General features: G+C 40.6%; 19 protein-coding genes. 14 read left to right on the forward strand and 5 right to left on the reverse strand.

Going from position 1 to position 21469, the window contains the following annotated elements; genetic code table 11:
- The first annotated feature begins 36 nt into the window (after window positions 1-36).
- Complete coding sequence (locus tag BVC89_RS01915) at window positions 37-657, forward strand: NUDIX hydrolase (RefSeq protein WP_158657743.1); 621 nt, start codon at window positions 37-39, stop codon at window positions 655-657.
- A gap of 75 nt (window positions 658-732) precedes the next feature.
- Here BVC89_RS01915 and BVC89_RS01920 read toward each other — a convergent pair whose 3' ends face one another.
- On the reverse strand, window positions 733-1521 hold the full coding sequence (locus BVC89_RS01920; RefSeq protein ID WP_086929615.1) for an SDR family NAD(P)-dependent oxidoreductase: 789 nt from the start codon (window positions 1519-1521) through the stop codon (window positions 733-735).
- The gene (locus BVC89_RS01925; protein WP_086929616.1) at window positions 1508-2908 is read right to left on the reverse strand and encodes an aminotransferase family protein; all 1401 of its coding nucleotides are present in this window, start codon (window positions 2906-2908) and stop codon (window positions 1508-1510) included. Before BVC89_RS01925 ends, BVC89_RS01920 begins: the two co-directional genes overlap by 14 nt.
- Window positions 2909-3359: 451 nt before the next feature.
- Here BVC89_RS01925 and BVC89_RS01930 point away from each other — a divergent pair, with 451 nt between their 5' ends.
- Window positions 3360-5366 carry a metallophosphoesterase gene (locus tag BVC89_RS01930; RefSeq protein WP_086929617.1) on the forward strand — a complete coding sequence of 669 codons (2007 nt, stop codon included), beginning with the start codon at window positions 3360-3362 and terminating at the stop codon, window positions 5364-5366.
- Between the two features lie 88 nt (window positions 5367-5454).
- Here BVC89_RS01930 and BVC89_RS01935 read toward each other — a convergent pair whose 3' ends face one another.
- The gene (locus BVC89_RS01935) at window positions 5455-6867 is read right to left on the reverse strand and encodes a cytochrome-c peroxidase (protein ID WP_086929618.1); all 1413 of its coding nucleotides are present in this window, start codon (window positions 6865-6867) and stop codon (window positions 5455-5457) included.
- Window positions 6868-7615: 748 nt separating this feature from the next.
- On the opposite strand from BVC89_RS01935, the gene BVC89_RS29490 reads away from it, so the two are divergent.
- The 5 genes from BVC89_RS29490 to BVC89_RS01955 all read left to right on the forward strand — a co-directional run bounded on the left by BVC89_RS29490 (window position 7616) and on the right by BVC89_RS01955 (window position 10190).
- Window positions 7616-7771, forward strand: coding sequence for a hypothetical protein (locus tag BVC89_RS29490; RefSeq protein ID WP_158657744.1), 156 nt, complete (start codon window positions 7616-7618; stop codon window positions 7769-7771).
- A 568-nt stretch (window positions 7772-8339) separates the two neighbouring features.
- Window positions 8340-8663, forward strand: a complete 324-nt coding sequence (locus tag BVC89_RS01940) for a hypothetical protein (RefSeq protein ID WP_086929619.1) — start codon at window positions 8340-8342, stop codon at window positions 8661-8663.
- Window positions 8664-8938: 275 nt separating this feature from the next.
- Window positions 8939-9112 carry a hypothetical protein gene (locus BVC89_RS01945; protein ID WP_158657745.1) on the forward strand — a complete coding sequence of 58 codons (174 nt, stop codon included), beginning with the start codon at window positions 8939-8941 and terminating at the stop codon, window positions 9110-9112.
- The gene (locus BVC89_RS01950) at window positions 9109-9435 is read left to right on the forward strand and encodes a hypothetical protein (RefSeq protein WP_086929621.1); all 327 of its coding nucleotides are present in this window, start codon (window positions 9109-9111) and stop codon (window positions 9433-9435) included. Before BVC89_RS01945 ends, BVC89_RS01950 begins: the two co-directional genes overlap by 4 nt.
- 395 nt (window positions 9436-9830) lie before the next feature.
- A complete protein-coding gene (locus BVC89_RS01955) occupies window positions 9831-10190 on the forward strand; it encodes a hypothetical protein (RefSeq protein WP_086929622.1) in 360 nt (119 codons plus the stop codon).
- Window positions 10191-10208: 18 nt separating this feature from the next.
- Here BVC89_RS01955 and BVC89_RS01960 read toward each other — a convergent pair whose 3' ends face one another.
- Window positions 10209-11216 carry a nucleoid-associated protein gene (locus BVC89_RS01960; RefSeq protein WP_158657746.1) on the reverse strand — a complete coding sequence of 336 codons (1008 nt, stop codon included), beginning with the start codon at window positions 11214-11216 and terminating at the stop codon, window positions 10209-10211.
- A gap of 283 nt (window positions 11217-11499) precedes the next feature.
- On the opposite strand from BVC89_RS01960, the gene BVC89_RS01965 reads away from it, so the two are divergent.
- The 3 genes from BVC89_RS01965 (at window position 11500) to BVC89_RS01975 (ending at window position 13622) form a co-directional block, all read left to right on the forward strand.
- The gene (locus BVC89_RS01965; RefSeq protein WP_086929624.1) at window positions 11500-12552 is read left to right on the forward strand and encodes a sensor domain-containing diguanylate cyclase; all 1053 of its coding nucleotides are present in this window, start codon (window positions 11500-11502) and stop codon (window positions 12550-12552) included.
- A 153-nt stretch (window positions 12553-12705) separates the two neighbouring features.
- On the forward strand, window positions 12706-13122 hold the full coding sequence (locus tag BVC89_RS01970; protein WP_086929625.1) for a VOC family protein: 417 nt from the start codon (window positions 12706-12708) through the stop codon (window positions 13120-13122).
- A gap of 53 nt (window positions 13123-13175) precedes the next feature.
- Window positions 13176-13622, forward strand: coding sequence for a GFA family protein (locus BVC89_RS01975; protein WP_245929288.1), 447 nt, complete (start codon window positions 13176-13178; stop codon window positions 13620-13622).
- 24 nt (window positions 13623-13646) lie between these two features.
- On the opposite strand, the gene BVC89_RS01980 is transcribed toward BVC89_RS01975, so the two are convergent.
- Entirely contained in the window at window positions 13647-14624 is a 978-nt protein-coding gene (locus BVC89_RS01980) for a glutathione S-transferase family protein (RefSeq protein ID WP_086929626.1), read from the reverse strand.
- A gap of 290 nt (window positions 14625-14914) precedes the next feature.
- Here BVC89_RS01980 and BVC89_RS01985 point away from each other — a divergent pair, with 290 nt between their 5' ends.
- The 4 genes from BVC89_RS01985 (at window position 14915) to BVC89_RS02005 (ending at window position 21405) form a co-directional block, all read left to right on the forward strand.
- Window positions 14915-15454: a GNAT family N-acetyltransferase gene (locus BVC89_RS01985; protein WP_086929627.1), complete on the forward strand. Its 540-nt coding sequence runs from the start codon at window positions 14915-14917 to the stop codon at window positions 15452-15454.
- A gap of 53 nt (window positions 15455-15507) precedes the next feature.
- The gene (locus BVC89_RS01990) at window positions 15508-16146 is read left to right on the forward strand and encodes a LysE family translocator (protein ID WP_086929628.1); all 639 of its coding nucleotides are present in this window, start codon (window positions 15508-15510) and stop codon (window positions 16144-16146) included.
- Between the two features lie 1582 nt (window positions 16147-17728).
- Window positions 17729-20269: a KAP family P-loop NTPase fold protein gene (locus tag BVC89_RS30055; protein WP_086929630.1), complete on the forward strand. Its 2541-nt coding sequence runs from the start codon at window positions 17729-17731 to the stop codon at window positions 20267-20269.
- Between the two features lie 359 nt (window positions 20270-20628).
- Window positions 20629-21405, forward strand: a complete 777-nt coding sequence (locus BVC89_RS02005) for a TSUP family transporter (RefSeq protein WP_086929631.1) — start codon at window positions 20629-20631, stop codon at window positions 21403-21405.
- The last annotated feature ends 64 nt before the right edge of the window (window positions 21406-21469 follow it).

Here is a 21469-nt window from a genome sequence, read left to right on the forward strand (position 1 = left end):
TTCCCGTACCAGTTAACCGCCTCTAATAAGGTAAGTATGTCGCTTAAAAAGTTCACCAATAAACAAAATGAACCTGTCACTTTGACCGATGGCCGCATGGTCTGGCTCGCCCGCTCTTGTGCAGTTGTTGGCCATATTCTTCTTTTTAGCATTAGACATCAAAACTGGTATGTTTTATTGGGTAAGCGGGGGCAAGGTACGCCCGACTGCCAAGGTTATTGGGGATTACCCTGTGGCTATCTCGACTGGGATGAAACTTTAACGCAGGGGATGATGCGGGAGGTATGGGAAGAGTGCGGCCTTTATCTTCCCAACTTAAAGGATAACCCTGATTTTGGATGGTCCGAAAGTGCGTGTATTCATTCTGGTTTGGATGCTAAAGATCACCCCTGGTGGATTTCCGATAACCCCGGCTCTGGTAAACAAAATATTAGTATGCATTTCGCCGTAGCATTTAGCTGGCGCGGGGAACAATTCCCGCAGTTATCTGCGGAAAATGCAGAACCTGATGAAGTAGAAGATATTGCCTGGGTAGAGATCGAAGAGGCGTGTTCGATGGATTTAGCATTTAATCACGCACAACATATCCGACAACTTCGTCAGCTCAAATCAGAACTATTTGAATCTGTACAAATGCAACAAGAGACTCAACCATAATATACAAGCTATGAGAAGCTAATGCATAACTTGTTAAAAGTGCTTGATGTAAGCAAGCACTCAATATCTGTAAATTTACGCCTGCTGTGCTTGGGCTTCCCAGTAAGCGAGCTGTTCTTTATTTGTAATATCCCAGTCCGTGCTTTTAAAGGTAGTAGTATCTACTCGTGTTAGTAACCAAGTCATGAAATCTGCAACTATTTCGCTCGTTAATAGTTGACCAGAACTTTGAGCTTCCTTAAAGAGTTCGACCACTGGGAAACGTTGGCTATCTTGGTTACGTATCTCTTGCTGCATATTCGTGTCGACCATGCCGGGTAAAATAGAGCTCAAAGCAATCGATTGGTGCTCCAAGTCAGCAGCTAATGTTTTTTTGACCATATCCATAGCTGCTTTGCTGCAGCAATAAGCGCCGAAGCCACTGAGTGGATAGCTGGCTGCCCCGCTTGTGACAAAAAGTACTCGCGCAGATTGAGTAAATTGAGGAAGTAATAATTGGGTGAGAAAAAGCGGCGCTTCTGTATTGAGTGTGAACACTTCTCGCCATTCTTGTAGCTCTAAATTGTTCATTTCACATACTGCCCCGAGCTTTGCAGCATTGTGAATTAAATAACTCACTTTATCGTCGCCTACGCTTTCAACTACTTTTCCCCACTGTTCTGTATGAGATAGATCGGCTACGCAATAGCGAATTGCATCGGGTGCACAAGCTTGCATTTCTTCAAGCTTAGATTTATCGCGCCCAATAGCCAGAACGTCCACTCCTTGATTAGCAAGGCTTAAGCAAAGTGCTTTGCCTATACCCCGACTTCCTCCAGTCACTACGGCTAGGCTTTTAGATGTATTATTATTAAATTCGGTCATAGTTTTTTATCGCTGTCTCGACACCCTTAACATAGCGGCTAATAAGTAACTCTGTTTCTGCTGAACTGATAGTGAGTGGTGGGACCATAAAGTTGGAATTGCTTAGTCTCGCTGTTCTAACTAATAAACCTGCATCAAGACACGCGCGCTCAGTCTGGGATAGCAAGTTTTTCTCAAAATCATTAAAGTCCTTTATTTCTTGTTGATCCACTTTAATCTCGATACCGACCATTAACCCTTGGCCACGAATACTGCCGACATAGGGATTATCATTTAATTCTTCTTTTAGACCAGTGAGAAGCTGCTCACCTCTTAAGCGCGCATTTTCAACCAAGTTTTCTTCTTCCAATATCTCCAGAGTTTTTAATGCCACAGCTGCACCTACAGGATGACCGCAGCTAGTAAAACCGTGAGAAAAAACTCCAAAATTATTGTGCTGTACAGATAAAACTTGCCAGATATCTTGAGATATTGCGACACAAGATAGGGGAAAGTAACCTGAAGTGAGACCTTTTGCGCTTGTGATAATATCGGGTTGTAGTTGTGTATGTTGATAACCAAACATTTTGCCTGTTCTGCCATAGCCACATAAGACTTCATCGCAAACAAACAAAATATCATACTCTTTCAGAAGCGCCTGAACCTTATCGTAATATCCTTTTGGCGGAATAACAATTCCTGCACAACCTAGTACAGGTTCAGCCATAAATGCGGCAATATTATCTGCGCCGACTTCTTCAATGCGGTATCTCAATATTTCGATTAATTTGTTAACAAAGGCTTCTTCTATCGATGCATCCGAGGTCTCGGAGAAAAATACTGGGCAAGGAACACTAATGATATCCTGCCGGTCGATAACAAAGTCATTTTGGAATCCTTCCATTCCTGTCAGGGCTGACGTGAACATGGTCGACCCATGGTAAGAGAAGTCTTGCGTTATGATCTGTTTTTTTTGTGGCTTACCTTGGCCAACATTATACAACCTTAATATCTTTATTGCTGTTTCATTTGCCTCGGAACCAGAGCTGGCAAAAAAGACCTTGGTAATATTATCGGGCATATAATTTAGTAATTTTTGGGCAAGTAGTATCTGTGTGGGGTTTGATGAGTCTACACTGGTTTGATAAAAGCCCATATTCTTGCATGCCTCAAGCATTACCTCGCCTAGCTCTTGCCGCCCAAAACCTAGAGTAGTCGCACCTAAGCCTGCATCTGCAGATAAAAACTGATTACCATCTGAGTCTTCTACGAAGACACCTTTACCTCCGGTCATCACCTGGGGGCCAAAATGATTTAGCAGGCCGATTGAAGACATAGGGTGAAGTATACTTTCAATATCTAAAGCTTTTAATTGTGTGCTGGTGTAAACCATAGATGAGGCTCGCATTTATTTTGATCGTTTGTTCACAAGGGCCGTGATGAGACTTTTTCAGTTCTTAGGCCAGGGTTTAGAATTGAGTGAGCGAGACTACAAATAAGTTCTAATGAGTCTGTTGATATGTGGATAAAGTATATATTTTGCTACAGCCTTGAGCGGGTTTTAATACAGCCTTGAGCGGGTTTTAATACAGCCTTGAGCTGGTTTTAATGTAGCCTTGAGTGGGGTTTAATATGGCCCTGAGCTAGTTTTGCTACAACCTTAAGTTTGTTTTTTATAGCCCCAAAATGGCGTTATAAATCTTTTTCTTCTTCATCTGCCACACGTTCAAAACTAAAGTCGCTGACACAATAATCACTTGATTTGTGTTTCTATAGCGAGCTGTTTAAGACGTTGCTAGAAATATCTCGTGCGCTTTGAAATACCCCTTTTATTAACACTTACTCTCTCGGAACTCATTATGAATTCTTACCTAATTCATGTATTTTTTATTGTTGTCAACGTGCTAAGTACCAGCTATTTACATGCATCTACGCAATCCTCCTCATCATCGATAAAAATTTGGGTTAAGTCCGCAGAAGCACCAACTATTTGGGTATGGACAGAAAACTCAGCTATCTCTGAAGAGATGGGATTCACATGGCAGAAACAACAAAAACTATTAATAGATACAAAGCATCCCGAATACTATTACTGGCAGTTGCCGGATAAATACGCTGCACAGATATCCTCTCGCACACCACTTAAATTCAAGCTTAATGCTAAGGGGTATGCATATAGTATTGCCAGAAGTGGTTGTCTCGATGATGATAAGCAGTGGGACAATGCCAGTGATGGATGTTTTTTAAAAGAGGATTACCGACCTTATATCGGTCCCTACCTGACACTAATATCTCCTGATCTATCGGATAATAACGAAACAGTGAAAGTCTTAGATCCCGCTACTAGCATAGTAATCAATTATGAGACAAATGCTAGATATCCTAATTGGCGAGCCAATGTTCAATATCGCGAATTAGGCAGCCAAACCTGGATGCAAGTAGAAGAGCAAATCAGTGGACGTCGTATTCATCATATTGCCTTAACAGGACTACTGTCTGATCGCACTTATGAGTATCGAGTTATTTCTCCTGATGGGCAACAGGGAAAAGTCTACCGTTTTGATACCGCACCAAAGCGATTGGATGAAAGTCATTTCCTTGCTATTGGCGACATGCAAGATCCTGGGGATTCCAATCAGCGTTGGCAAGATGTTGCCAACGCCATTGTCGCTAATCATCTCGATGATTTTAGATTTATTATTACTGTCGGTGATATGGCTAAAGATGATATTTCACACAATGGCCAACGTTACTATTTTTGGAAAGTCTTTTTCGATAAAGGCCGCCAACTTTTTGCCCGTAAACCTATAATGCCAACGCCCGGTAATCACGATACACCAGAAAATATATTCACAGGTGATCCTGAATATTTAAGTAATGCCGAAGACACAGCTTCCTATCGCAAGTACTTCAACCTGCCGACAGATATGGCATTTGCCGATTACTACCACTTTGATTACGGCAATGCCCATTTTATGAGTCTCAACTCTGAAATTCCCGTTTTTTATGGCAGACATCCCCAAAGAGATCAAGAACAAAGGGTAAAGCGGCAGCGGGAATGGCTAACAAGACAATTAAATCGTCCTGTTCAATCAACATGGAATTTTGCCTATTGGCATGTACCAGCTATTAATCCTGCTGGGGGTAAAAGCGAGGTGGACTTTATGCGTCCGCTAACAGACTTATTTCATACCAAACTAGACTGGTTGATCACAGGTCATGTACATGAAAATCAACGGGTGAAACCCACTATTGCTAATGCTAGAAATATACAGCAAGTTGCCGATTACGGGAGACTGCGACAACAAGGAGTCGGATATTTTATTTGTCCTCCAGCAGGTCAGTGGCCACGAGATAATTCTTCCCGTGATATGCACCTGCTTGATTTTTATCCTCACTACAATGGCAAAGTTGCCTATGAAATAGGCTATTCAATTTTTCAAACAACAGCTAGAACGCTTCGCTTAACCACCTACGGCATGGGAGATGTTAATAACAGAAACCATTATCGCTATGGTGACAATGGAAGTGTCAGGATTATTGATCAGCTATCTTATTCAAAAGTAACACCGCCAGAAGAATTTCTCCGCCGGTATACCACTGTGGACTTTAGAGGATCTCAAAATAACTGGCAAAGAACGCCTTTTTTATTAATTGCTGATAATACATGGCAGATTGATATTGCTATTGATGGGCCCGACTCATTTTTTAAATTTTATTTAGACGGAGATTGGCATGGCGACAATCAACCTGATGGTATCGCCTTAACCGATGAGGCATCAAATATTTTAATAGCGCAAGGTATAGGAAGTTATCGCATTACTCTGGATGATCGTAGTTTGCGCTATCACATAGAGAAGTTATAAATTTTGTGCGGCTGTGAACTTTAAAAAAGGGCCGCATAAGCGGCCCTAAATTATTTCTTTAAGAATTACTTTTTTATGGTAGGTACTACTAGTCTGCCAAAGGCAATCCACTAGCAACAGAGGTTGGAATAATCTCGAACAAGTTAAGAGATGCAGGATCAGTTAAAGCTGACATGAAAGACATAAGATCTTTGATCTCGTTATCATTAAGTGGTCTGCCATAAACAACCAATTCTGGATCAAGGGTGCTTAAAATTGTTTCGAGAGTTTGTGGGTCATTTTGGAAAATACCTGCTAATTCAAACTCAATTTGACTGGCATCATAGGTTGCCAAAGAAGTGAACGGATCAAGATGGTGACGAATTGCGTCTTCAAGTTCATCAAACGCACCGTTGTGCATATAAGGTCCTTCAAGCTCTATGTTACGCAGTGAAGGTGTACGGAACTGGAAGTTTTCACTTGGGTTACCAGTAATTGCACCACGTCCTAAATCAAGTGGCGCTGCGTCTCCACGACCTGTACCCACTTGTGGTGCAGCAATGTTGTGGAATTCAAAGTCGGTTTGTAAACCGCCAGAGTGACAAGCAGCACAGTTAGCGCGTCCGTAGAATAGTAATGCACCACGTTTTGCACTGTCTGACATTGCCGAGTTATCACCGGCTAGGTAACGGTCAAAAGGTGAATCCAAAGCGGTAAAGGCTTCGGTCATAAAGGCACCCATTGCATTTGAAAGATCTGCGATATCAAGATCTTTTTGTTCAACGCCAGGGAATGCAGCATCTAGCAGCTCATCATAACCTTCGTTGTTAACAATACGTGCAGTAATTAAATCCCAAATTTCTACAAAGTCTTCATCCGTTAAATCACCAAGCTCATTCGGTTGACCGAATACATCAAGCTGGCCAGGGAAGCCTCTCATTTCTTCGTCTGGAGTAATTGGGAATGCAGAGAATGCACCCAACGCGTTAGTGAAGTTTTGTGGGGTATCATCACCAGCAGGAGAGATAAAGCCTTCTTGTGCGTTACCTGATAAACGACCATCCCAGAACATTACATCCCAACCGGGAACACCACGGTTCCATAAGCTCAAAGCGTTACGAGGTAAAAAATCGAAACGCTCATCACCATTTTGTCGACGGCTAGGTCCTAAGCCAATAGCACCTTGAGCACGAGATTGACTCTGTCCATCTGCTGAACCAAGAAAAGGACTGTGACATGTTTCACAGTCAATATTACGGCGTCCAGAAAGTTCTTTGTCAAAGAAAAGACTCTGACCAAGTTCTACCATTGCTGGATCTTGTGGTGCGGGTTTTTCCACTGACTTAACGTCGTGAAACCTAAGTTTTTTGCGTAGCAAAATATCAGTTTTACTAATTCCGCCATTATAACGGAAGAAATTACTTTTTTTATGAGGGGTGGCGGCATTGACATTAATATTTAGACTTAAGCCAATACAGAGCGCCAAACTTACTAAACCTAACTTTTTGGTTTTTGAAGCCATAGCTAAAATCTCCTGCAACCTTTAAAAATTAAAGAAGGATATTGTTGTGATAGAAAACTTTTTGAAAAAACGATAGGGAGTCATTTAACAAAAAGCTGTTCTATATAACTTACTTGTAACTTCTCACATAGTCATCACTTGTGGCGCCTCAAGTAACGAATAAAACCCGTTGTGATACTTTCTTTTAATATTGATAATTAGGGTGACAGGTATAACAAATGAAAGTGATTATTATTTTGGAATTAATTTATATATAAGCTGAATTATTACTTAACATGTTCTAGACAATAAAAAATGAAGATAAATTTAAATAGATTCTTAAAATAGTTTTAATAAAAAAATATTATCGCACTAAAAATAAATCTCAATCTTTATCGTTTTAATCATGCCATAAAATTTTAAAAAAATTAAAGCGATTTCATAACTATTTGGTATTACAGATTAGAAACTATAAATAGAGCGCTAATGACTAAAAAATTATGACAATAAATTTTATAGATTTGTGATCTTTATTTTTTAAGTAATCGACTAGAATAAATTGAATAGGTAATAACAGCACAGGAGATGGTTTTTTTAGTAATGAGAATCATTATCAATTTTTTACCAATTCACTCATAGCACTTTACGATATGTTTTTTAGATCAGTTTAAGAAAAAAAATCAATTAGTAGCTTTTAAGTGACTATGTTTAACTATAGGTGTAGTTCGAATCTAAGCTTTTTAATCTCTCTATTTAAGAGGAAGTATCTATGAAAATGTTAATGTATTTATTGTGCGGCGGTATATTCCTTAGTTTCTTTTTGTTAATAACTTCGGATTTTTTGAGTTATGAATCAATAGATTTAAAAGAAACTGACATTGCTATTGGTACTGATAATGATTTTCATCAAAGAGTAGAGAGCTAATAAGTAAATTATTGATGTTATACTTTTGGATGAACATTATCCTAGTTTTAACCTTCTACCATCAATGACTAAATATTTTGCATATTATATTAGCGATGAATGTTGTTACTTTTAATTCTTCTACCCATATTTCTATCTAACCGAAAAAGTAATATTTATTTAGATCCTTGTCTTACTTCTGATCAAACTAAATTTGTTTTCAGATCTTCCTCCATTATCTCTGTTTAATTACAATTTGCCATAACACGCCTGTACAGAAAATAACTGATCCATAGGGGCTTTGGTGGAAAATATTTTTTGGTGAAAATTTAGTGTGATACTGGTTAGTATAGATTGATGATTTGCAGGAAATGAGAAAAAAGCTATTATTTAAATAAATTATATTTAATAAAAATGCCTGGAAGGTTATTTAACCAGTTAAAAGTAAGTCTTAATGTGGGAAGATATCCGCAGTTTCCTGATCAGTTAGGAGGAGAATTCAATCAGGCAGTAAAAGAATTGACCAAAATACTAAACGAAAGTGATTATGCACAGTGAAAAGAAAAATTACTCGGTGGTGTAGATAAAGTTGATCGAAGCTGTTTTACAGAGGTTTAAGGATTTTACTCATAAAAATAATGAAAAGTTTTTCGAAGCCGATAGATTAATATTAAGTCGTACTGTGCGAGTTTGGGATGCCGGAAGCTCACAGCAGAGAGATATAGAAACCTTAAATTCAATTTTTGCTGACGTAGCACCTTATCCCAATATTAAAGTTCGTAACTTGAGTGATTCTGGCGATATTGAATATAGAAATCAGGAGGCTTATACACACGAGATAGTTGGGCGAGGTGGTGCATATCCAGCAGCGTCCGATATAGCGCGACAAAAGAGATGGCTGCTATTAATGTGAAATCGGCGGCGAAACCGAAAGTCTCTGAATTAGGCGACCAGTCGTCAGTAATTAGTTTGCAAAAATTCAAATCCACTTTAAAAATCGAAACAGATAAAAAAAGTAAGAAGACAAGTCTAGCCTAGCCTAGCATTATCTTTATATCTTACCCTTCTGCGTCAGGTAAATCTTCGGTCTCACCTATCATTAAAGAGTCGAGTGATAGTAATGTGCCTGTTGTGAAAACTGATCATTTTTTAAAACCTTTTCTAGAATTGAGCCAACATCCGGAGAATATGGGTAAACCAGTTATAGATTGGCCCGTTGTTCATGGCGATCCTGAGTCATTCTATAGAGAAGCATTAGATCAATTAATGACGGCTGCCAAAAATGATGAGGCATATTCTTATACTATTCCATCAACTTACCGTAAAGATGTGAAGCTAGCGATCCTTACCCTCGAGGTATGAGAGACTCAGAAGAGTCTTATAAAGAAGTTAAAATTCCAGCCAGTGAGACTTATATAATAGAGGGGATTTCTACACCACATCTAATAGATTCGGATGAGCATGTATTTGTCCAAGTCAATGTAGATTATGATACATCAGTATCTCGAAGAGCGGATCGCAACCATGATGAAGACATTCCCGAGAGTGTAAGATTAGCCGAAGATAACGCTCAGTTTTATGCGGTACTAACATCTCATAATGTGCTAAAAAGAAATTCAATTAATCCAGATATTCAACTAGACTCAACAGAGCAAACGCCAGGTAGTTTTCGGCAAATAGCTTAATTACCTAGTTATAGCTTTGTTACACAGAGTAGTATGGTACTCTGCAGCAGTACTAGTACTGCTGCTAGTGAAGCAACTTATAGATGATATCTAAAAGTGACGTACGGGCCTCTATCTTCTATTTAAGAGATAATGTTATTTCTAATGCCAATCATTCCATGATCTCTATACTAGTGAAAAATAGTATGCAAACAAAAAATAGTATGCAAACATATGTACCGTAAGTTCTTATTCTCACTATCCTTATTTTACAGATAATATTGCAACTATCTTAGGTTATCTGTAGTGATATAATTAGAGCGTGTCATCAGGTTCTAATTCTCTATGGCATATTGTGGGGTAGATAATATCGACATCATTGTCTGGAAATTCTAAAACTATAGCAGGAGCAAATTATGTTTAGGTTGTTGTTTCGAAATAAGTTAATTGGCGTTACTAAACTTGAAAGTGGCGATCCTTCAATCTGCTGTGCTTCTGGGGAGCTAGTGGAAGCAGGAACCTGTGAAGACCTTAGCCGTTGGATGCTCGAAGAGGGGGGCGTTGAGGAAGATGGCGCTTTTCTTCTTGAAATGGACAACCGTTTTCTTGTTGTACTAGGCGAGCATACCCCTATACCCTTTGCTCAAGGCAGTATTATATGTGTGCCCGAAGAGGATGAAATATTCCTCGATCTACAAGGCATTCCAGGCCCAGAGTATGCACATTTCTTTCCTCAGCATATTGCGAGTATGGCAAGCTCAGAGGACGGTGAATAAGCTGTTGCTAAGTAGACCTTAGCTACTTTTCAGGTGCTTTAATAGGCGAGACTTTAAGGCACTTGGAATTTTGGTGATGGTTAGGGAGTCTGATTCTGAGTCGTAAACAATGGATTCTCCTAAACACTTCGAGTCAAAGCTCATGCTCAGTAGGTCGTTTCTCCCACTAATGCGAATATATTGACGCAACTGTGCTCGATCTGGGATTAGCTCAGGTTTCAGCTGAGGTTTGCTCTTGAGTACATGTTGTTCAAAATCTTTCTGTTTTTCTTCATTTACTTGGCTTGAAAGATCAGCAATGACTACGCGTTTGCCCGCTTTATCTTGTTCTAAGCAGTAATTAACCACCGTTTCGCGGGTTTCTGCTGCCTGTTCCTGTGGTAACTCCTTTGTATAGCTTTCTACGGCTTCCAGAAAGTTCTCTGTTTCTTCTTTTATATCTGCTTTATCAGTAAAACCAACAAAAGCGACAAATGCGTCGCTCAAGTCCTTTTCTCCGCGCATGGTCAGCAATGATAGATAGTTTAAATTTTTATCTTCGTCTTGCCATTCACGTAAATTTATCTTTGCTGCAAGCGTAATACTGCGAGTATCGAGATAAATAGAGTCGGCAATATTGAGTTCGCCGTCTATATACTGCCCTGATAGGTGGTCGCTAGCAAAAATATAGAGTTCATCAGCATGTTCATAACTTTCTTGTACGAAAAATATATAGCTATCCAGCAGTGCCTCGGTTTTGTCTAGCTCCAACTTAAAATGCTTCATCGCATGTTGAGTAAGTGAGACAAAGCTCATTTTTTCATCAATACACTCGTTAAGCCAGGTAGAAAGCGGGTGGTTGGCAGCATCATTAGAGAAACGGCCATGAATTTTGCCTAGTTTCTTAATAAAACTTAGCTTTAGTTCGCGTGCACATTCATCAACCTTACCATCACGCACAAGCTCTTTGTCACGTAAGCTTAAGGTCGCAGGGGAAGAGGGTGCCATACGTTGTAAACGGTGTGCGATAAGGTGAGATATTGCCATATGAAATCGTCTGTTAATAAAGCCAAAGGCGGCGCATGAAATATCGAGTGGCGCATTATAGAGATAAACCCGACGGAATTGTATTATTGTCTGATTGCACTTTGTATGTGATTGTTCACTATCCATTTGTGCTATAATTTTTAGGTGATGTGGGGGGGCACTCTTCTGGTTAGGCTGGGTGATAGTAGCTGCGAAAAGGCGTGTTCAAATAATCGCCGCCTGTTTCCTTAAGCTATAATGAAAGCATGGAATTTGGCGCATATATTAATGTTGACAGGCCCTAATGAAAAGCACGCGAAAATTACACCCCATTGCACGCCTCAACCTCATACCACGCATTATCGCCTGTACTTTTTATGTCATTATCATAGGTAGCATTTCTCTAGATTCGCTTCTTTCACTGCCTTTTATTTCCATCGCTATACTTGGTGCATCGTGGCCTCATGTTGCGTTATTTCTTGCATCTCAAAAGGTTGATAGTAAACGCCAAGAAGAAATCAATATGCATTTGGATGCAGTTTTTTGTGGTCTCTTAGTGATTGCTTATCCCTCATTTGAATATGCTTCTACGGTGGGTATATTGCTGGTAAGCAATGGTTTGTTCATCGGATCTTTTCGTTTATTGGCTACTACTCTAGCAGCGTTTTTACTAGCAGCGGCCGCTACTTATCTTGTACTAAGGCCAGATTATTTAATACCGGCAAGTATCGCTACAGATGTCATTATCTTCTTATTCTTCTGTTCTTATTTTGGCTGCTTTGCCTTTTTAGGTAACAATTTGACGCGACAGCTGATAAAGCTGAATAAAGAAGTGAAGTATCTGTCGATGAAAGATCCGCTTACTCAGTGCTACAACCGTCTTTACCTAGATAAAAAACTCATTGAAGAAATTCAACGTTGTTATCGAGTTGGCTATCCTATTTCCATTATTTTTGCCGATATCGACCACTTTAAAAAAATAAATGATGACTATGGCCACAACGTTGGTGATGCAGTGCTACAACAGTTTGTGGCTATTAGCCAAGAGTGTATACGGGAGGATTCCGATTGGTTAGCTCGTTTCGGGGGGGAGGAGTTTCTGATTATTCTATCCTATGCCGACAATAAAGTTGCCAAAATGGTGGCAGAGCGTATCCGCGTGGCGATTAGCGAGCATGTTTTTGTGGCGGAGGAAAAAACTATGAATATTACTTGTAGTTTTGGTGTTGCCTCCATTGATCCCATTGCGGAGCATGAGGACAAAGACAAGGTCGACGCCAATGGTCTGATCACATTAGCAGATCAAAGGCTTTACCGAGCTAAGGAGTTGGGGCGAGATCGTGTACAAAGTGCCTAGCGCCTGATAAATAATCTTGAAAGGCTCTAAGGGCTGAATGCTTTTCACAACTATTCTGTTGATAATTCTTAAATAGCGATATTTGTTGTAAAGTATCGCATTCAAAAAAATACCCTATTAATAATATTTACAAACAGTGAGCCCTTCTGTTTTATGAAACAATCTATTGTACATGTTAGCCTCGTTGTTAACGACTATGACGAAGCGATCGCCTTCTATACACAAAAGCTTAATTTTACATTAGTTGAAGATATCGTTATGGATGATGCCGGTAAACGTTGGGTTTTGGTTGCGCCACCCGGTTCGCAAGGTATTGCATTGTTGCTGGCTAAAGCCTCCAATTCTGAACAAGCAGAACATATCGGCAGCCAAACCGGAGGACGCGTATTTTTATTTCTAAGTACCGATAACTTTGCAAGAGATTACACCGCCATGAAAGAAAAAGGTATTACATTTACTCGCGGTCCTAACCATATGGAGTACGGCACAGTCGCGGTATTTAAAGATTTATATGGTAACTTATGGGATCTTATTGAATATAAAGATGGCCACCCCTTTGCGCAAAAATAAAATAAATTGAGACAATTGATGGTTACTGCTCAAGGCCTAACAGGAGAAATAATATGACTAACACAGAAAGTACAATGAGCAATGCAACAAGAAGTGCAAAAGGTTCCTGCGCCTGTGGTGCGATTACTGTAGAGGCAAAAAATATTTCTCAAAGTGTGGGTGCGTGTCACTGCAGTACCTGCCGTAAAATAAGCGGTGGCAGTCCTTATATGGCGGTGGAATGCGGCAGCGACGTAAATTTTAGTGGCAGTGAAAATATCAGCATTTACAACTCTTCTAAATGGGCAGAGCGAGGCTTTTGTGGAAAATGCGGCAGTCCTTTATTTTATCGCTTAAAACAAGCCAACCAATATATGCTCTCGTCAGGGTTATTTAATGACGAGAATTTCAATTTTGATCATCAACTATTTATCGAAGAAAAGCCCGCACACTACACCTTCGCCAATGATACTAAGAATATGACCGGCGAAGAATTGTTTGCTCAATATGGCGCGAGCTAGCGATCAACTTTATCCGTCGACCTATCATATATCGGCGCGATTGTGTGGGCGCAAATAATCAATCTCTGGACCTAGTGGCACCACTCGCGTTGGATTTACCGTTTCATGGCTGTAGTAATAATGCCGTTTAATATGGAAGAAGTTAACCGTATCCGCCACGCCAGGCCGCTGGTATAGCTCGCGTACATAGTTAGAGATATTAGGAAAATCCTCAATACGCTGTCTGTTACACTTAAAATGACCGTGATATACAGAATCAAAACGAATCAATGTGGTAAACAAGCGCCAGTCCGCTTCGGTAATGGCCGAGCCACAAAGATAAGCTTGTTTCGACAAGCGTTCTTCTACCTTATCCAAGGTTTCGAACAGACCTAAATAGGCATGCTCATAGGCTTCTTGAGTGGTCGCAAAACCGCAGCGATATACTCCATTGTTAACATTGTGATAGATCATTTCGTTGACCCGATCGATTTCTGCTCGTAAATGTTCAGGATAGTAATCGTCACTATTGCCGGTAATATCATTAAAAGCACTGTTGAGCATACGAATAATTTCTGAAGATTCATTGCTCACAATACGCTGTTGTTTTTTATCCCATAAAACCGGCACCGTCACCCGGCCGTTATAAGTAGGGTTATTACTGGTATACACTTGATGCATAAAATCGTGCCCAAATAATGCATCGCCCGTGCTGCCCTCGTCTTTGTTAAAGGTCCAGCCTTCGGTGAGCATATCCGGGCTTACCACTGACACACTAATATGTTCTTCTAAGTCTTTAAGCTGACGGAAAATCAGAGTTCTGTGTGCCCAAGGGCAGGCATAAGAAACATATAAATGATAACGTCCGCTTTCCGCCGCAAAACCACCGATACCGGAACTACCTGCCGCGCCATCTTTAGTAACCCAATTGCGTAACTGCGCTGCCTCTCGTTCAAAAGCACCGCCGCTTTGCTTTGTGTCATACCATTTATCTTGCCACACACCATTCACTAATAAACCCATGCCAACCTCTACTTATTGCTTCATCTGCTGTAATAAGAGTTATTATAAAAACAAAAAGTAGAATGAATAGTGTATTATTTACCGTAGAATGTTCGAAAAATTCGATGATTTGCGTGCGTATGCAGATGCAATCGTAAGATCTTATTATAAACCTATGGCTTATTTTGTGCCGCTTAAAATAAGGTGCTTGCACTTCAAACGATCTGCGATTAAGGTTTTTGTCTAAATAGCTGTTGCTAACAATTAGTAACATTTGCACGTTCAATGGCTGATCTTTTAAGGCAGTAGCAATGGAACAAACCCTAGTGAAAGCCCCGATACTTGAAACCCCAAGACTTACCCTACAAGGACACACACCTGAAGATTTTGAGTCCTGCGCTACCATGTGGGGAGATATCAATTTTGTGAAATACACCTTTCGCGTTCCTTCCACACGGGAAGAGTCTTGGACACGTTTCCTACGCTATTTTGGTCATTGGCAAGTTAACGGCTTTGGCTACTGGGTGATAAAAGACAGAAGCACTGGGGAATTTATTGGCGAGGCAGGATTTGCCGATTATAAAAGAAATATGACACCCTCTATCGAAGGCCGCCCAGAAGCAGGCTGGGGAATTACCAGCCATCAGCAAGGCAAGGGCTATGCTTCTGAAGCTATGACATGTATTACCCAATGGGCGGACAGCCATCTTAGTGCTGCCACTACAGTTTGTATTATCGACCCAGAACATCAGGCCTCTATTAGAGTGGCTAACAAGATGGGCTATCATCCCATCGGCATTGCCAGTTACCTGGGTGATAACGTTAACCTTTACGAAAGAAAGTCAGCCTAATATATTTAGCCACCAGGTTAATAGCTAAACACTAAAAAATATTGAGTTACCCTATGATTGCCGAACTGCTACCTTATTTATCGCAAATTATTTCCATCATCGTTATTTCCATTTTTATGGCCATAAGCCCCGGTGCTGATTTCGTTATGATTACACGCAACAGCATTTTCCATGGTCGCTCAGCAGGACTCTATTCCGCCCTAGGCATCGCCCTTGCTATATGGATACACGTGGCCTACTCCATCGCCGGCCTCGCCATTATTATCTCCAACTCCATCCTGTTGTTTTCCATTATTAAATACCTTGGCGCCGCCTACCTAATTTACATCGGTTGGAAAACCTTCCAGACCAAACACCACAACGAAGAACAATACCAAGACAAACAACAAACACTCACCAACACCGCCGCATTTAAAATAGGTTTTATCACCAACGCCCTCAACCCTAAAACTACAATATTCTTTTTAAGTATCTTCACCCAAATCGTCAACCCACAAACACCCCTATGGCTACAAATTATCTACGGCGCAATCATCTCACTCGCCCACCTACTATGGTTCAGCGCCGTCGCAGTTTTTTTGAGCCAGCCAGCATTGTTAAAGAAATTTAATTCTTACCGAACACGGATAGAAAAAGTGGTTGGAGTTATTTTAATGGGGTTTGGGGTAAAGGTGGCAACTAGTACTAACTGAGTTACTTTTGTATGAAACCCATCCCTGGGTTTCACCCTACGGGCGACTACGTCGTACAAAATTATTCCAGATAATTTTGTGACTGCGCAAAAAAGTAATCAAAAAAGCACACCCTATTACTTTGCCCTTCGGGTTCCCTCATAAAACTTTAGATTTCGAGGTCGATATATATGAGCCATCCATGGCTCAATATATCTTAATCGCACGTCTCGACAATTGCTCCTGCATTGTTCTAATACGCCACATCCATGTGGCTATGTGTGATTGCCCTAAAAATGATGCCTTTTGTTTGGCAAAGTAAACGGGAAAGTGTGAGTCCTGTTTTTTAATTTATATATTAAAATGTTGATTAAATCCTCGGGCTGATTTCCCCTTTTATTGAGCTGAACAAGGGCATATTTTTCTGAGTAAATACCACATGGATGTGGTATTTAGCGAGGTGGGGCGGGATGCCCCATCTGAGCGACCAGAAAAATATGTCATTGTGAGGGTAGTCGCGAAGCGACCTCAATAGCAGGGGTGACCTTTCTTTTGGTTACTTTTCATGTATGAAAACCATCCTTGGTTTTCACCCTTCGGGCGACTTCGTCGTACAAAATTACTCCTGATAATTTTGTGAGCAAGCAAAGAAAAGTAACTCGCCTTTAGGCGAAATCTAATATTAAAAATAAAAATTTAAGTGATTAACAAATATCAAATCAACTTAAAGTTGAAGTTAGTATATAGTTCCTGTCCAAGAAAAGCTGAGGAAGAAGGTTGAATTGGCGGTGAAACTGTAGGTAAGTTTCGTGCTTCAGGATAAAAAGCAAAAAAATGAAGTATTGATCTGTTAAAATATTATAATTGCAACTCCTAAGTAAATTGGAATTTACATTATGATACCAAAAAGGCTTAAATACATTGTTCTATCCTTTTTAATTGCTGCTTGTGTATCTTGCGGCCATGTAATACAGCTTCCGAAATCGTCTTTCGTGGTCTTTAATACATTAGATTATTCAATTGATCTTTCTGTACGATTAGACGGGTATTGGAATGATAACTCAAAAATCCCTCCTAACGATCTAGAGTACGTACTCCTCTACGATGATGAAAGCAAATTTACAGTATTTCCGAAATCCGTTGAGCAGATAAAAATTATATATAAAAAATGCTCTATAGCCTTAGATAGAACTGAGATTTTAAAACAACTGAAAAAAGACAAAGACGGTCGTAACTCCTGGAATTTGTATATTGATAAGCAATTGTTGGATATGAAGAAATGTTTGTATTGAGTTACTTTTGTATGAAACCCAAGGATGGTTTTCATACAAAAGTAACTCGCCTTTAGGCGAAATCTAAAAAATAAACGTTTAAAAACCTTTAAATAAAAATACTAAACCACAAGTTTAATTCCAGCTAAAGCTTTCTCAAATAGAGATAGCGCGCTTTAGGTTAAACCTTAATCAGGTAATCTATTCAAATCCAAAAAAAGAAGATATGCCCGCCAATTTGCTTATCAATCCTCATCAAAATATTGCCCCACCCCAATACCCTGTTACTCTAGCAACAAGAAGATAACGCATATACAGAAGGACTAATCGTCGTGGCAGAAAAAAAAGAAAATGGACGCAAACTTCGTAAAGAAGAAATAAAGAGACGGTTAGAAAAAATCTTAGCTGAAGATCAAGAAAATGGACGCGAAAAACTTGCATTATTTGCCACTAGGTGTGCATTAAGGATATTTCCTTTACTGGGGTATGACGGAAATCTTGATTACTGGAATAGCAAAAGTGGTAATCACGCAATAAAACACCTCGCCGCTTTATGGAGAGGGATATTAGTTGGCTGGAAATGGAAACAAATTCAAGAAATAGAACTTTTGAAAGTTAGGAGCGCCTCCTCCGCCGCCTCCTCCGCCGCCTCCTCCGCCGCCTCCTCCTTCGTCGACGCCGACGCCGCCGCCGCCGCCGCCGCCTCCTCCTTCTCCGCCGCCGCCGCCTCTTCCTCCTCCGCCGCCTCCTTCGCCGCCGCCGCCTACTACGCCGCCGACATCGGCGCCTACTACGCCGCCTCCGCCTCCGCCTACGCCGCCGCCTACGATTTGAAATTCCTCGAAAATAAAGCGAATAACTATACTGACTTAAGAACAACTCCTCTCTGGAATGATGGACAAAAATTCAAAGAGAGCTATATTGCAAATATCTACACAAATGAATGGCCTTCTGCCATAAACTCTCTCCTAGAACAAAAAGAAGTCGCCAGTAACCCCAATCTCAAAAACCAAATCCTAAAAATCCAACAAGACTACGATGCTATCCTCCATGGCCGTTATCTGCAGGGTGATGATGAAAACGATATGGAAAATATTGAAGTTAAATACCGCCCTGAGGAAAAAAACCAACACGAGACTTTGGCAGATGATGATTTTTTGGGGCGTGGGCGTTTGTTGGGGGCGTTGTTGCCGCGTTTGCGGGTGGTGGGGGATAGTGGTCATTTGACGATCGGTTTGTTTGGTGATTGGGGGGCGGGGAAGTCTAATTTTATTAAGTTGTTGAAGCAGGCGTTGGATGAGAAGTCGGGGGTTAGGGAGAATGGTCGTAAGATGGAGTTTATTTATGGGGAGTTTAATGCTTGGGCGTATGAGCATACGGATAATATCCAGGCGGGGATGACGCAGGAGATGATGAATGCTTTAACTAGTTTTCAGTGTGTGAGTAAGCGGCGTTTGTTGCGGGGGGATTTTGCAGGTTTGCCGCTCGGTAAAAAATTAAAGTTGTGTTGTTCTACTTTTTTAAATTTATTGGAGTTTGTGTTTAAAACCCCTTGGTTGGTGTTATGTTCGGCGGTGGCTTTGCATCATATACGTTTTATTAATTATTATGCTTTGTTTATGATTGCTGTGTTTTTTGGCCATGATATTGCCAAGCTTTTTCCCTCTTATGATAAGGAGTTGGGTCATTTAGGTATTGGCGTTGCCGGTGCTGGCACTTTGGCGGTGATTTGGTTTTTGTTAAAGGAGTTTAAAGCCATTGCTGCGCAGCCTTTTGCTAAGGAGTTAAAAACCTATTTGCGTTTGCCTACTTACGGTAAGCATTTAGGTTTGATTCCTGTTATGGCGAAGCAGATTAAAACTTTATGTAAGCTGTGTTTGGGCAAGCGGGGCTTGTTTAATAAAATTCATCGACGTTTGATTTTTGTGGTGGATGATTTAGATCGTTGTGGTGTGGAGGGTATTGTTAAAACCTTTGAAGCGGTGCGTTTAATTTTAGAGCTGGACAATGTTATTGTGATTATCGCAGTGGATCAACGTATTGCTCTACCTGCTCTGGCCTGTCATTACGAACAACTGTCTACCCATCATAAACATGATGCTAAGAATATCGCTCGGGATTATTTAGCCAAGGTGATTAATATGCCCTTACACCTGCCGCCACCGGATGATAGCTCGGTAGCACAATATCTCGCCCATCTTTTTAATGACAGTAGTTTTGCTGCTGCACCTCCTGAAGAACAAGTCACAGACGCTGATGATAAGGAAAATACAATAGAAACAATAAATGAAAGTGATCTTGTTGATGAACAACAAGCTTCTAAGCAGGAGAAAGATAAAGAGGGAGAGGAGGAAGGAGAGCAAGAAAAAGAAGAAAGCTTGGAAGAAATATTTGCTGATATCGCTAAAATTGATGTGAAAGCCGTATTTTATCAAGATAAAGAAAATACCAAAAAAATAGAAAACCTAGGACTAAGCCCCGAACAAAAACAAGCATTCTACTACTGGCTTATCCAACTGGATCTGCGCAACCCCCGCCAGATAAAACGCTTATATAATAGCTATAACCTACTGCAGCACTACCATAAAGAAGACGCAGGTCTAACAGGTATAGAACATGCCTTCCCTTTTATGGTGGCCTTATTTTTAATCGAATGGATGAACCAAGAAATTATTGGCCCGGAAAAAGAACAAACCCGACAAAAACTTATCGACTACCTCTTTTATAATAAAGAGGAGAGTGATTTATCAAACTTAAGAGCAAGTAAAGAGACATTAGAAAATGCTCGAAACATTTTAAAAGAAAGCGGTGAAACATCGCTGTTTGAGAATATAGAACCTTTTGTTTTGCCAGTAACACAAAATGATCAGTAGTTTCTTGTTACTTTTTTGCTTGTGAAAAAAAGTAACCAAAAAAGCACACCCTGTTATTTTGCCCTGCGGGTTCCTTCTCAAAAGTCGTAATTTTCAGGTCGGTATGAAAGAGCCATCCATGGCTCTCCATACCTCAATCACACATCCTGTGTGATTGCCCTAAAAATTACGACTTTTGTTCAGCAAAATAAACGGGAATAATTTTGTACGACGCAGTCGCCCGGAGGGTGGAATCCGGGGATGGTTTTCATACAAGAAAAGTAACTCGCCATCAGGCGACATTCTGAGTTTATAAAAATATACATATTTTTAATGTAAAATACCCAAAACAAAACTAGATATTAAGGAATCACTCCCCATTGGAATTCGCCGACCTTACTCCCCAGCTCTATCTCATACTTTTTGCCGTTGCCTTGCTTGCAGGTTTTCTTGATACCTTAGTCGGAGGCGGCGGTTTGTTGACGACGCCGGCGTTGATTCTCTCTGGTATGTCTCCGCTTATGGCTTTGGGAACTAATAAGTTGCAGAGTACTATGGGAACGGCGACAGCGGCGTATATGGTGATTAGCAAACGCAAGGCATCTTGGCAGGGGATACGTTGGTTGATGTTAAGTGCTTTTATTGGTTCTGTGTTGGGCACTTTGGCATTGCAGTTAATCGACGCGGCGACCTTGAGTTTTGTGATTCCTGTGGTGTTGTTTTTTATCGGCAGTTATTTTTTGTTCAGTCCTAAGGTAAGAGAAGAGGATTGTCAGCCGAGAATTTCCGAGCGGCTTTATCGTATGTTTGTCGTGCCCCTGGTAGGGTGGTATGACGGTATGTTTGGCCCCGGCACTGGCTCTTTTTTTGCTTTGGCAGGGGTGTCTTTACGGGGCTATGGATTGGTGAGTTCGACGGCGCAGGCAAAGCCGTTAAATTTTTCAACCAATATTGCTTCGCTGATAGTATTTTTATTTGCAGGCCAGTTCGTGTGGCAGGTGGGTGTTCTAATGATGTTAGGACAGTTCATCGGGGCCAGGTTTGGCGCAAATGTTTTGTTTTCCATTCGCATTAGTATCCTTAAACCGATGATCGTATTGATGTGCTTTGGCATGTTGATTAGTTACGTATATAAAATGGGCTGGCTGGCTTTTTAACTAAGCCTTTTACTTAAACCTTCTGACTTGGCCCTTTGATCGATAGAGCCACTCCTCCTGTCGT

The sequence above is a fragment of the Agarilytica rhodophyticola genome (assembly GCF_002157225.2).
GTDB classification, from domain to species: Bacteria; Pseudomonadota; Gammaproteobacteria; order Pseudomonadales; family Cellvibrionaceae; genus Agarilytica; species Agarilytica rhodophyticola.